At 54.2% G+C, this 13054-nt stretch carries 9 protein-coding genes; all 9 read left to right on the forward strand.

Annotated elements, in window-relative coordinates:
- The first annotated feature begins 49 nt into the window (after positions 1-49).
- The 9 genes from M5M_RS14445 (at position 50) to gltB (ending at position 13045) form a co-directional block, all read left to right on the forward strand.
- Positions 50-1120 carry a pilus assembly protein PilM gene (locus M5M_RS14445; protein WP_024330466.1) on the forward strand — a complete coding sequence of 357 codons (1071 nt, stop codon included), beginning with the start codon at positions 50-52 and terminating at the stop codon, positions 1118-1120.
- Complete coding sequence (locus tag M5M_RS14450) at positions 1120-1689, forward strand: PilN domain-containing protein (RefSeq protein ID WP_015048233.1); 570 nt, start codon at positions 1120-1122, stop codon at positions 1687-1689. Before M5M_RS14445 ends, M5M_RS14450 begins: the two co-directional genes overlap by 1 nt.
- Complete coding sequence (locus M5M_RS14455) at positions 1689-2303, forward strand: type IV pilus inner membrane component PilO (protein WP_016389624.1); 615 nt, start codon at positions 1689-1691, stop codon at positions 2301-2303. Before M5M_RS14450 ends, M5M_RS14455 begins: the two co-directional genes overlap by 1 nt.
- A gap of 2 nt (positions 2304-2305) precedes the next feature.
- Positions 2306-2830: a pilus assembly protein PilP gene (locus M5M_RS14460; RefSeq protein ID WP_015048235.1), complete on the forward strand. Its 525-nt coding sequence runs from the start codon at positions 2306-2308 to the stop codon at positions 2828-2830.
- A 5-nt stretch (positions 2831-2835) separates the two neighbouring features.
- Entirely contained in the window at positions 2836-5007 is a 2172-nt protein-coding gene (locus M5M_RS14465; RefSeq protein ID WP_015048236.1) for a type IV pilus secretin PilQ, read from the forward strand.
- A complete protein-coding gene (locus M5M_RS14470) occupies positions 5004-5516 on the forward strand; it encodes a shikimate kinase (protein WP_015048237.1) in 513 nt (170 codons plus the stop codon). Before M5M_RS14465 ends, M5M_RS14470 begins: the two co-directional genes overlap by 4 nt.
- Before the next feature lie 59 nt (positions 5517-5575).
- Positions 5576-6676 (forward strand): 3-dehydroquinate synthase, encoded by a 1101-nt coding sequence (gene aroB / locus M5M_RS14475; RefSeq protein ID WP_015048238.1) that lies wholly within the window; start codon positions 5576-5578, stop codon positions 6674-6676.
- 40 nt (positions 6677-6716) lie between these two features.
- Positions 6717-8219 (forward strand): SPOR domain-containing protein, encoded by a 1503-nt coding sequence (locus tag M5M_RS14480; RefSeq protein WP_016389627.1) that lies wholly within the window; start codon positions 6717-6719, stop codon positions 8217-8219.
- A 377-nt stretch (positions 8220-8596) separates the two neighbouring features.
- Positions 8597-13045: a glutamate synthase large subunit gene (gltB, locus tag M5M_RS14485; protein ID WP_015048240.1), complete on the forward strand. Its 4449-nt coding sequence runs from the start codon at positions 8597-8599 to the stop codon at positions 13043-13045.
- The last annotated feature ends 9 nt before the right edge of the window (positions 13046-13054 follow it).

Genomic DNA, 13054 nt, shown 5'->3' on the forward strand with positions numbered 1-13054 from the left:
AAAGTGCTATAACATAACTTGACTGTAAGTTACGGAAATAGATAGAAAAATGGGGATTTTGGGATTTCTCGAGAAAAAGACAAAACCGGTGATCGGACTGGATATCAGCTCCACGTCCGTCAAGCTGCTTGAGTTGTCCCGCCAGGGCGAGCGCTACCGTGTTGAAAGTTACGCCGTCCGGGCCCTGCCGCCAAACGCCGTATCGGAGAAGAATATTGCCGATGTGGAAGTGGTGGCCGACGTGGTCAAGAAGGTCGTCCAGCAGGCGAAATGCAAGACCCAGAACGCGGCTGTAGCCGTGGCGGGCTCTGCAGTGATCACCAAGTTGATCGAAATGCCGGGTGGATTGTCAGACGATGCCATGGAATCCCAGATCTCGCTGGAAGCGGATCAGTATATTCCGTATCCATTGGAAGAAGTCGCCATCGATTTCGAGGTTCAGGGCCCATCGCCCCGCAACCCCGACCAGGTGGAGGTGCTGTTGGCGGCCTGTCGACGTGAGAACGTAGATCTTCGGACAGAAGTGCTGGAGCAGGCCGGTTTGACACCCAAGGTGGTTGACGTTGAAGCCTATACCATGGAGCGGGCCTTCTCGTTGGTAGCGCGCCAGCTCGAAGACGATTCCGATCAGGTGGTAGCGATCGTGGATATTGGCGCCACCATGACCACGCTCAGCGTGCTGTTGGAAGGCAAAACCATTTACACCCGCGAGCAACTATTCGGCGGCAAGCAGCTGACCGAGGAAATCCAGCGCCGTTATGGTTTGTCGGCTGAAGAGGCTGGTCTTGCCAAGAAGCAGGGCGGTCTGCCCGATGACTACGAAACCGACGTCTTGTTGCAGTTCAAAGAAAGTGTGGTGCAGCAAGTAACCCGTTCTTTGCAGTTCTTCTTTTCTTCCAGTCAATACAACGATGTGGACCACATTGTCCTCGCCGGTGGTGTCGCCGCAATGGAAGGCCTTGCGGATCTGATTGAAGAAAAACTGGGCACGCAAACCAGTATTGCCAACCCCTTTGCGAGCATGTCTGTCTCGCCCCGAGTGAATGCAGTAGCGCTGGCCTCTGATGCGCCGTCGCTCATGATTGCCACCGGATTGGCTATGAGGAGCTTTGACGACTGATGGCACGCATAAACCTATTGCCCTGGCGCGATCAATACCGCCAGGAGAAAAAACAAGAATTCTTCACCGTTTTAGGCGGTGTTTTTGTCATTACCGCGGCGGTGGCCTACCTATGGGTGACGTCGGTCCAAAACGCGATCGAGCACCAGAATCAACGAAATGCTTTATTGCAGCGTGAAATTCAGCAGCTGGAAAAACAAGTGGCCGAAATTCGCGAGCTTCGGAAACGTAAAACCGAGCTTTTGGATCGTATGCGGATTATCCAAGGCTTGCAGGGCACTCGCCCGGTTATTGTGCGCTACTTTGACGAAATGGCGCGGGCGATTCCTGATGGCGTGTTTTTGCTGGAGCTTAAGCGCGAGGGCGACCGTATCAGTTTGACGGGCATTGCTGAGTCCAATAACCGGGTGTCTTCACTCATGCGTAATTTGGATGAATCGGATTGGTTTACTTCACCAAATCTGACCTCTGTGGAGGCCGCTGCCGACTATGGGGAGCTCGCAAATAAATTCAGTATGAGTGTGGTGTCAACGGTGCCTGAATCCCATAAGGCAGAGGGCAACAAGTAATGGCTTTTGCAGATACGTTAGAACAAATCCAGAACTTTGACCTGTCCGAGGTGGATTGGGATAAGGTTGGTGTTTGGCCTGTCTGGGTTAAAGTATTTTTATCTTTGTTGTTGGCGATCGCGATTTTGGTTGCTACTTATTTTCTGATGGTGAGTGATCTCGAAGTTCAGCTGCAATCGGTGGTTCAGCAAGAGACCTCACTGAAGAAATCCTTTGAGGATAAAAGTGAGCAGGCGGCAAATTTGGAGGCTTATCGTCAACAGATGGTTGAGATGGAGCAGTTGATGGCTGCTTTGGTGGCTCAGTTGCCTAGTGACACAGAGGTGCCTGGTCTGTTGGAAGATATCGATGACAAGGGTGCGGGAAGCGGTCTGTCGATTGGCAGTATAAAGCTGGAGCCAGAAAAAGCTGCTGAATTTTATATCGAGTTGCCGATCAAGATTGAGGTGCAGGGCGGCTATCACGATTTTGGTACTTTTGTATCTGGTATCGCCAGTATGCCGCGAATTGTGACTTTGCACGATTATTCGATCGCACCCAATAAAGAGGGAACGCAGCTGGATATGGTGATTTCAGCCAAAACCTATCGTTATAAATCAACGGAGGCGCAATAGGCATGAAAAAACTTATTGCAGCCAGCCTGTTTGGCTTAATGGCCACCGGGTGTAATTACGGGGCTCCTGATTCCGATTTGACGGCATATGTTCAGTCAGTGAAACAGCGTCCCGCCGGGCCAATTGACCCCGTGCCCGCATTCCGCCCGTACGAATCTTTCAGCTACAGCGCCATGCTGAAACGGAGTCCTTTTGACCGGCCTGTTGTTGAACTTCAACAACTGTTGAGAGCTGCCGGAAAGACTATTCAGCCAGACTTCAATCGTGAGCGTGAGCATTTGGAAAACTTTCCTGTTGGGGCGCTTTCGATGGTCGGTACCATTAAAAAGGATGGCGTACTGTGGGGGCTTGTCTCAGATGGTCAAGGTGGCGTTCACCGCGTTCGTCAGGGTAATTATCTGGGCCGTAATCATGGCAAGGTGATCACTGTGGCACAGACCCAATTAGAGTTTATCGAAATAATTTCAGACGGTTTAGATGGTTGGGTTGAAAGACCCCGTAGCTTACGCATTGAGGAAAAGGAATAGCAACCATGAACAGCATAAGAAAATCACTTGCCTTGTCGATGAGCAAGATGGTTGCAGCGGCTACGCTTGTTGCTGCACCCTTTGCTTCCTTGGCTGCGACCCTGCAGGATATTAAATTCGCTGAGTTGCCTGGTCAGCGCTTTGAAGTACATCTTAAATTCGACTCAGCACCGGAAAAGCCGGATGGCTATACCATCGATAAGCCAGCGCGTATCGTGCTGGATTTTCCGGACACGGCGAATACGCTGAAAGAGAAGAAGTACGCCCTGTCTTTTGAAAACGCTAACAATGCTGCGGTTGTCAGCGCTGGTGGTCGCACCCGGCTGATTTTGTCCCTCGATGAGCTGCAACCCTATAGCACGAGAGTAGATGGCTCGTCCTATGTGATTGAGGTGGGTGGCACCAACGTTGATGATTACCTGGCGAAAAGCAGTGCGACTCGTGGCTCTGCGGTAGCAGCCCAAGCTGCAACCGGTAGTAAAACGGCCAGTGCAACCAATAATCGCGTACAAGTCGCAGACGTGGATTTCAAGCGCAACCCACAGGGTGCGGGCGAATTGATGTTCACCCTGTCGGATTCGCATTTGGAAGTGGATGTGGATGAAACCAGTAGTGGCGTACGCGTCACATTTATCAACACATTCCTTGAGCAGGACCTGCGTCGCCGTTTGGATGTCACCGACTTTGCCACTCCGGTTTCCACTGTCAACATGGACTTCGATGGTAAAAACACCGTGGTAGATGTGGCTGCACCCGGGCAGTTTGACTATATCGCGTACCAAGCGGACAACAATTATGTAGTCAGCCTTAAGCCTCTGACGGCTGCAGAGAAAGAAGAGAAGAATGCGCGGTTTGCGTTTGTGGGCGATAAGCTGTCTTTGAATTTCCAGGATATTGAAGTGCGGTCGGTGCTGCAGTTGATTGCCGACTTTACCGAATTAAACCTGGTTGCTTCCGATACGGTTAGTGGTCGTATTACTTTGCGTCTGGATAATGTGCCATGGGATCAGGCATTGGATCTGGTATTGAAGACCAAGGGCTTGGATAAGCGCCAGGTTGGTAATGTGTTAATGGTGGCTCCTGCGGCTGAGATCGCTGAACGGGAGCGCCAGGAGCTTGAGACCAAGAAGCAGCTGGAAGAACTGGCCCCACTGAGAACTGAATATATCCGCGTTCGTTACGCCAACGCGGCAGAATTGTTTGAGCTCTTCAAAGGGCGTAGAGATAGCGGCAATAATGGGCGTGATTTTGGTGGTTTTACCAACGATGATCGGAATTCAACAGGCTCTTTGTTGTCGGAGCGGGGTCGGGCAATTGTCGATGAGCGCACAAACTCTATTATATTGACCGACACCGAAGAAAAAATTTCTGAATTCAAACGCGTAATTGCAGAAATTGACATTCCAATTCGTCAGGTTCTGATCGAAGCCAGGATCGTGATTGCCAATTCGGATTTCCGCGAAGAAATTGGTGTTCGCTGGGGTGGTCTCAAATTTGGAGCCGCAGGTGACGGGCAGTCACGCTTGACTGGTGAGCTCGAAACGCTGGATTACGATGAAGATGAAAACGGAAGGATCGAGTTTGACCTATCTCGCTCGATGATGGTCGATCTGGGTGTGCAAAATCCAGCCGGCGCTATCACTGCAGCCTTCGTTGATGACAATACTTATCTCGCGCTGGAGTTGTCCGCTCTGGAAGATTCAGGTCACGCTGAGGTAGTGTCCCAACCAAAAGTGATTACCGGTGACAAACAGAAAGCGACGATCTTGTCGGGTACTGAAATCCCCTATCAGGAAGCGTCATCATCTGGTGCGACGACGACTGCTTTTAAGGAAGCTGTGCTGAAACTGGACGTGACACCCCAGATCACACCGGATAACCGCATTATTATGGAACTGGCTATTCACAAAGATAACGTGGGTGAAATCACCCCGACTGGTATCCCGTCAATTGATGTGACCCAATTGGAAACCAAGGTGCTGGCTGCAGACGGTGAAACCATTGTGCTGGGCGGCATATTTGAAACTGAACAGATCAAGGGCGAAACCAAGGTGCCGTTCCTGGGTGATATTCCCTACCTTGGCCGCGCTTTCCGCCAGGACGTGACACGCGACAGCAAAACCGAGTTGCTGATCTTCATTACGCCGAGAATTATGTCTGACAGTTTCACTCAATGAGTCGTCCCGTTTTTCTTGTCGGCCCCATGGGGGCCGGCAAGACCACTATAGGTAAGCTTCTCGCCCAGCAACTGGGTTATCCCTTCAAAGACACTGACCGAGAAATCGAAGATCGCACAGGTGCCGATATCCCATGGATATTTGACGTTGAAGGCGAGGCGGGGTTTCGCGATCGGGAAGTGGCGATTCTGGCTGATATTGCAACGCAGGGACAGCAGGTGATTGCCACCGGCGGCGGCATTATTATGCGTGAGGAAAATCGCGAGTGTCTGAAAGTCTCGGGCATTGTATTTTTCCTTACCGCGTCGATAGAGCAGCTGCTTGAACGAACAGCCAAGGACAAGCGGCGCCCCCTGCTCCAGGTGGCAGATCCGGAAGCACGTATCCGGGAATTGATCGCACTGCGAGAGCCCTTGTACCGAGAAGTGGCGACCCATGTGATCGATACCAATCGCAGGCCGCCGCGGCAAGTCGCGCAAGAAATGGCTGAATTGGTGCGTAATAGCTGATTTTTGTGGCGTAAATCTGCTATCTTTCCGGCCCGAACAACAAACGGTGCGGAGCGGCTATGCAGCAGTTAACGGTAGACCTGGGCGATCGAAGCTATCCGATCTTTATTGGTGAAGGCTGCCTGGACGCCACTCCGTCCTATCTTCCCTACATAGCCGGCGAGCAGGTATGCATTGTGACCAATGATACCCTGGCGCCGCTTTACCTATCCCGCGTACAAAAGGTGCTCGAAGGCAAGAAGGTTACGGCTGTAATTCTGCCTGATGGTGAAGCTCACAAGCATTTCGGCACGCTGAATCTGATTTTCGATCATTTACTGGCAAAGAAGCACAATCGCAAAACCACCCTGATTGCCTTGGGTGGTGGTGTTATTGGCGACATGACCGGTTTCGCCGCCGCGTGTTATCAACGCGGCGTGGATTTTATTCAGGTGCCCACCACATTGCTGTCGCAGGTGGATTCATCGGTAGGTGGCAAAACCGGTATCAATCATCCGCTTGGCAAGAATATGATTGGCGCCTTTTACCAGCCCAAAGCCGTGGTTATTGATACCCAGGTGCTTTCAACTTTGCCCGCGCGCGAAATCTCCGCCGGCATGGCAGAGGTCATTAAATACGGCTTGCTGGGCGATGCGCCTTTTATCGATTGGCTCGAGTCCAACATGGCTGCGTTAATGGCCCTTGAACCATCGGCTTTGGCCTATGCGATTTACCGCTCCTGTGAGAATAAGGCCAGGATCGTCGCACAGGATGAGCGGGAAGGCGATGTGCGCGCTCTGCTGAATCTGGGGCACACCTTTGGTCATGCCATTGAAACGCAGATGGGTTACGGTCAATGGTTGCATGGCGAGGCTGTGGGCGCGGGTATGGCAATTGCGGCTGAAGTATCGCACCGGTCGGGCTGGATTTCCGACACTGACTTAGCTCGTGTCCACAGGCTGTTAGCTGCGGCGTCACTGCCTACTGCCGCACCAGCCAGTATGACCGTCGATCAGTTTCTGGAGCATATGGCGGTTGATAAAAAAGTGTTGGATGGCCGCTTGCGCTTTGTTCTGCTCCGCCGTTTGGGGCAAGCGTTCACTACCAGTGACGTGCCCGTAGCATTGGTGCAGGACGTGCTGGTAAAGTCGATTGCCAAGGGGCTTGTTGGTCCCGGTTAAAGGCGGTAGTCTGATCTAAACCGCTACAGGGATGCGCAACATGGGGGAAGGGGTAGACAGGGGCTTTGCTCGCGAGCCGACCATCGGAGCTCCGGTGTTGCCGGATTATGAGGACCGTTTTGGCCTCAGCGGTTTGCCATTCAGTGATCAGGTCAATCGGTTTTATCCGGGGCATGGTCGACAGAATCTCAAGGATCAACTCCTTCATTTACTCCATTTTTCTGATGCCCCTACCTTGGCCACCGGTCCGATCGGGTGTGGTAAAACGTCTCTCATTACTACCTTGGCCACTGACCTGGCCGGCGAAGATCACTGCTTCGTACCGTCGGTATCCTGTTACACCAGCGCTTCCGGTTTATTATTCCAGCTGGCGCAGCACATTGGATTGGCTGTTGATAAAGCCATGCCTTTACCTGTGCTGTGGACCAAGCTCAACGAATGGGCAGAGTTCAGCGAAGGCAATTTGCAGGTATTTATACTGCTGGACGACGCGCACGAGCTGGCGCCGGATGCTGCGCAGCAGATTATCCGTTTGGTGAGCGCAGACAGTGAGACTAACTGTTGGCACTTGCTGATGGTGGCTGACGAGGGGTGGGAGGCTCGTATCAGTCAATGGGACGCCAGTCTGTTGCAGTCTATGCAAGTGTTTAAGTTGCCTGCGATCACCGCATCATTTGTCAGCGACTATCTGGCGTTCCGCCTGTCGGAAGTTGGCTACGACGACGCGCCTTTGTTTGAAGAGAGCGAAGAAGAGCAATTGTGGCTGGATAGTGGTGGCGACTTGCATCAGCTGCACCGGTTGGCTGAGCAGCGAATGGCGGAAAAAATATCCCAGCAGGAATCCGGCACGGAGTCGGCTCTGCCGTGGCTGCACTTGGGTGCTCTGGCCCTATTGCTGTCGGTGTTGGCCGGTGCTTGGCTGTGGCAAGGCAATGCAGAAGCACCCGCGCCCGTTACTCTCACATTACCGCCAGCGGCCAATGTGGTGGAGGTTGAACCAGATCGAGCACTCGTCCACGCGGAACCAGCCGCAGTGCCCACGCCAGCTGTCGCCGCCGCTCCCGATCAGCCCTCTTTGGTGAGCTTGGCACCGGACCCGGTGCAGTCAGACACCCCGGAGCCAGCACCCGAAACTATCAGGGACCCGTTGAGTCGCACTGGCGGTATGCCGCACGCGGAACCAGCGCCGGAAGCCACCCCCGTTGCAGAAAAGGCTACACCTGCATTGTCTTCAACAGTCGAACATACCGCTGATGAGCGGGCCTTGTTGGCGTTGGCGCCGGATCGCTACGTGATACAGGTTCTGGGTGCTGCGTCTGAATCGGGCGTGGCGCAATTTGTAACGGAAAACCGCGGTCTTGGTTTACGGGTGTATCGCAGTGAGCGGGCAGGTAAGCCCTGGTTTGTGGTGGTCCAGCCAGATTTTGCCAGTCTGCCGGCCGCCCGCGCCGCAATCCAGAAATTGCCAAAAAAAATCCGCGATAGTGGTCCTTGGCCCCGCGCCGTGGCAGAGGTACAGCAGCAAATCCGGTCCGAATCCTAGCGTGCGCAATAAATATAAACTTAACCGAATTTGTTGCGTTATTTGTTGCGCAGCCTTGCTTGCGTGAACCTGCTATTGCAGGTAATATTCTGCGCCCATTTGCCCACAAAACCGCAGAAAATACTGCGCGAAGGGGACGAGTGAGGTTAGAGGAACCTTTTTTCGAAAGTTATATCCTCTTTATGTGCGGTTGCGAATAAAAAATATTGCGCAACAACTCCCCGCCGGGTGACACAGTGTGTCCCGGCACCACTGCTTTCAACGCGTGTTTCCAGCACCTGCAGGGTATACCTTGCGGTGCCAAGTGCGCCCTGAAGTTTGTGGATGGGTTGAGTGAGCCGCAGCCACTGAGACATCACGAAGTTGAAGGATTGCTTATGAGCACAGGCCTGTATCGATTAGACGAGTTCAAAGACAACTGCGGCTTTGGTCTGATCGCCCATCTGAAAGGGGAACCCAGCCATCGCCTGCTGACCACCGCCATTGAGGCCCTCACCTGTATGACCCACCGCGGTGGTATTGCAGCGGATGGCAAGACCGGTGACGGCTGCGGCTTGTTATTGCAAAAGCCCGACAGCTTCCTGCGTGCAGTGGCCGCTGAAGCCGGCTGTGCTGCGCTCACCGACGTCTATGGCGTGGGCGTGATGATGCTATCTACTGATGCGGTGGTGGCGCAATCCCAGCAGCAACAGGTGAACGAAGAGATTGAAGCGCAGGGGCTGACGGTTGCCGGCTGGCGGGCGATGCCCACGGATAATGCCTGCTTGGGCCCCATTGCACTGGAGTCGGTACCGTCCTTTTATAATGTCTTCGTGAATTGCAAAGGGCTGACCGATGAGCAGCTGAACGCCCGCCTGTTTATGGCGCGCCGTAAGGCCGAAAAGCGCCTGGCGGCCGATGCAACCTTTTACGTAGCCAGCCTGAATGCCAAAGTCATGTCTTTCAAAGGCCTGATGATGCCGGTGGACCTGCCGCGTTATTTTCTTGACCTGGCCGACCAGCGTCTCGAAACCGCCATTTGTGTATTCCACCAGCGTTTTTCCACTAACACCATGCCGCGCTGGCCATTGGCGCAGCCGTTCCGCCTGCTGGCACACAACGGCGAAATCAACACCATTACCGGCAACCGTAATTGGTCAGTGGCGCGCACGCCCAAATTCAAAACCGATTTGCTGCCCAATCTGGAAGACATCACCCCGCTGGTAAACCGCACCGGCTCAGATTCATCCAGTCTGGATAACATGCTCGAAGTGCTGTTGGCCGGGGGTATGGAATTGCACCGTGCCATCCGCATGCTGGTGCCGCCTGCCTGGCAGAACGTGGAAGACATGGACCCGGATCTGCGGGCTTTTTACGAATACAATTCCATGCACATGGAGCCCTGGGATGGTCCCGCCGGCCTAGTGATTACCGACGGCCGCTACGCCGTATGTACGCTCGACCGCAACGGTTTGCGTCCTTCCCGTTACGTGATCACCAAGGATGATTTCATCACGGTGGCGTCCGAGGTGGGTGTGCACGGCTACAAGCCTGAAGATGTGGTGGCGAAAGGCCGTTTGGGTCCGGGCCAGATGCTGTCCATTGATACCCAGGAAGGCAAACTGTATTTCAGCCACGACATCGACAAGATGCTGAAGGATGCGCAGCCCTACAAGCAATGGTTGTCCAAGCGCGCCACCCGTTTGCGCGCCGACTATAATGGCCCGGCCATTGACAACCAGTTCACCATGGACGAGTTCCTGCGTCACCAGAAGCTGTTCCAGGTGACGTTTGAAGAGCGCGATCAGGTGATCCGCCCATTGGCCGAGGGTGGTCAGGAAGCGGTTGGTTCTATGGGAGATGACACGCCAATGGCCGTGTTGTCGGAAAAACAGCGTTGCCTGTACGACTTTTTCCGTCAGCAATTTGCTCAGGTGACTAATCCACCCATCGATCCCCTGCGCGAAGCCATCGTGATGTCGCTGGAAACCTGTTTGGGTGCCGAAAAATCGGTGTTCGAACATGTTGAGGATCATGCGGACCGTTTGATTCTGTCCTCGCCGGTACTGACCTGGGCCAAGTGCGATTACATTCTGAAATTCGACAAGCCGGGCTACCGCGTCCGCAAGTTCTCTCTTTACTACGATCCAGCCGAAAAGAGCCTGCGTCAGGCCATTGTGGATCTGTGTGATGAAGTGGAAGCCGCCGTGCGTGAAGGCACGGTGATTGCCGTGCTGTCCGATCGCGATGTGGAGCCGGAAAAATTGCCAGTGCATGCCTTGCTCGCGGTGGGCGCGGTTCATGCTCGCTTGGTGGAAACCGGTTTGCGTTGTAACTCCAATATTGTGGCGGATACCGCCACTGCGCGCGACTCGCATCAGATTGCCTGTTTGATTGGTTACGGGGCAACAGCGGTACACCCCTACCTGAGCTACTCCATCATCAATCACCTGATTCAGACCGGTGAAATGCTGGACGACGCAGCCGCCGCGCAAAAGCGTTATGTGAATGCGATTTGTAAGGGCTTGCTGAAAATTTTGTCCAAGATGGGCATTTCAACCGTCGCGTCTTATCGCGGTGCGGCTCTGTTCGAAATTATCGGATTGGATGCCGACGTGGTGGCGCTGTGCTTCCCCGAAACCCCAAGCCGGATTGCTGGTGCAGGTTTTGATGATCTGCAGTCGGATTCCGCCACGGTATTGAAGTATGCCAATACCACGCGCAAACCCATCCAGCCCGGCGGCTTGTTGAAGTACATGCACGGTCAGGAATATCACGCCTTTAACCCGGATGTGGTGCAAACCCTGCAGCGTGCAGTACAAACCGGCGATTATTCTGTGTGGCGCGATTACGCGGGGCTGGTCAATCACCGGCCTACAGCGACGCTGCGCGATTTGCTGAAAATCAAAGACGGCATCACGCCGGTGCCGCTGGAAGAAGTGGAGCCGGTGGAGGCGATCGTCAAGCGCTTTGACTCCGCTGCCATGTCACTCGGTGCCCTGTCACCGGAAGCGCACGAGGCGCTTGCGGAAGCCATGAACCGGTTGGGTGGTCGTTCAAACTCCGGTGAAGGCGGTGAAGATCCCGCGCGTCACGGCACCATTAAAACCTCTAAAATCAAACAGGTGGCCTCGGGTCGCTTCGGTGTGACGCCGGAGTATCTGGTGAATGGCGAGGTGCTGCAGATTAAAGTGGCGCAAGGTGCCAAACCTGGCGAAGGGGGGCAGCTGCCCGGTGGTAAAGTGAATAAACTGATTGCCCGCCTGCGCTATTCCGTGCCGGGTGTGACGTTGATTTCGCCGCCGCCCCATCACGATATTTATTCTATCGAAGACTTGGCGCAACTGATTTTCGACCTGAAGCAGGTGAATCCGGATGCGTTGGTTTCCGTGAAGCTGGTATCGCGTCCGGGCGTGGGCACCATTGCTGCGGGTGTGGCAAAAGCTTATGCCGACCTGATCACCATTTCCGGTTACGACGGTGGTACTGCGGCGAGTCCTATCACGTCTATCCGCTACGCCGGTTCACCCTGGGAGCTGGGTCTGTCTGAAACTCATCAGATGCTGCGCGCGAACAATCTGCGCGGCAAGGTGCGGGTACAGACCGATGGCGGTCTGAAGTCCGGTCTGGATGTGGTGAAAGCGGCTATGCTCGGCGCCGAAAGCTTCGGTTTTGGTACCGCGCCTATGGTGGCGTTGGGCTGTAAGTACCTGCGCATTTGTCACCTGAACAACTGCGCCACCGGTGTGGCGACCCAGAATGACAAGCTGCGCAAAGACCACTATATCGGCACCGTGGATATGGCCATGAACTTCTTCAAGTTTATGGCGGAAGAAACCCGCGAATGGATGGCTCGACTGGGTGTGCGTAGCCTGGACGAACTGGTGGGCCGTGTGGATTTGCTGGAGCGCATTGAAGGACGCACTAAGCGTCAGGGTCAATTGGATCTGAGCCCGGTGATATACACCGATGATTTCCTGGCCAGCAAACCGCAAACCTGTCAGCAGCCGCGCAATGTGCCATTTGATGAAGGTCAGTTGGCGGAAACCATGGTGAAAACCCTGTTACCCGCCATCGAAGCAAAATCCGGTGGCGAGTTCAGTTTTACTGTGACTAACTGCGACCGTTCCATCGGCGCGCGTTTGTCCGGCGAAATTGCCAAGCGCCACGGCAACCTGGGCATGAATGACGCGCCGGTTAAACTGAATCTCACTGGTGTGGCAGGCCAAAGCTTTGGCGTGTGGAACGCCGGCGGTCTGGAGTTGTATCTGGAAGGTGATGCCAACGATTACGTAGGCAAAGGCATGGCCGGCGGCAAGATTGTGATTCGCCCGCCGAAAAATTCCGGCTTTAAATCACAGGAGACCTCAATCATCGGCAACACCTGTCTGTACGGTGCGACCGGCGGCAAACTGTTTGCATCGGGCACGGCCGGTGAGCGTTTTGCCGTGCGTAATTCCGGTGCCCATGCCGTAGTGGAAGGTGCTGGCGATCACTGCTGTGAATACATGACTGGCGGTGTGGTCACCGTGTTGGGCAAAGTGGGGGTGAACTTCGGTGCGGGTATGACCGGTGGTTTTGCCTATGTGCTCGATATGGAGCGGACTTTTTCCGATCGCTACAACCGCGAGTTGGTGGAAATCACCCGCATCAACAACGAAGAGTTGGAGCAACACCAAACGCACCTGCAACAGATTATTGAAGAGTACGTCGCTGAAACGGACAGCGAGTGGGGTCGCTATCTGCTGGAAAACCTGACCGATCTGATCGGCAAATTCTGGCTGGTAAAACCCAAAGCCGCCAACCTTGAAGGTTTGCTCAAGCAAACCGTGGCCAGCCCGCAGTAACGGTTCAGA

Source organism: Simiduia agarivorans SA1 = DSM 21679, from assembly GCF_000305785.2.
GTDB classification, from domain to species: domain Bacteria; phylum Pseudomonadota; class Gammaproteobacteria; order Pseudomonadales; family Cellvibrionaceae; genus Simiduia; species Simiduia agarivorans.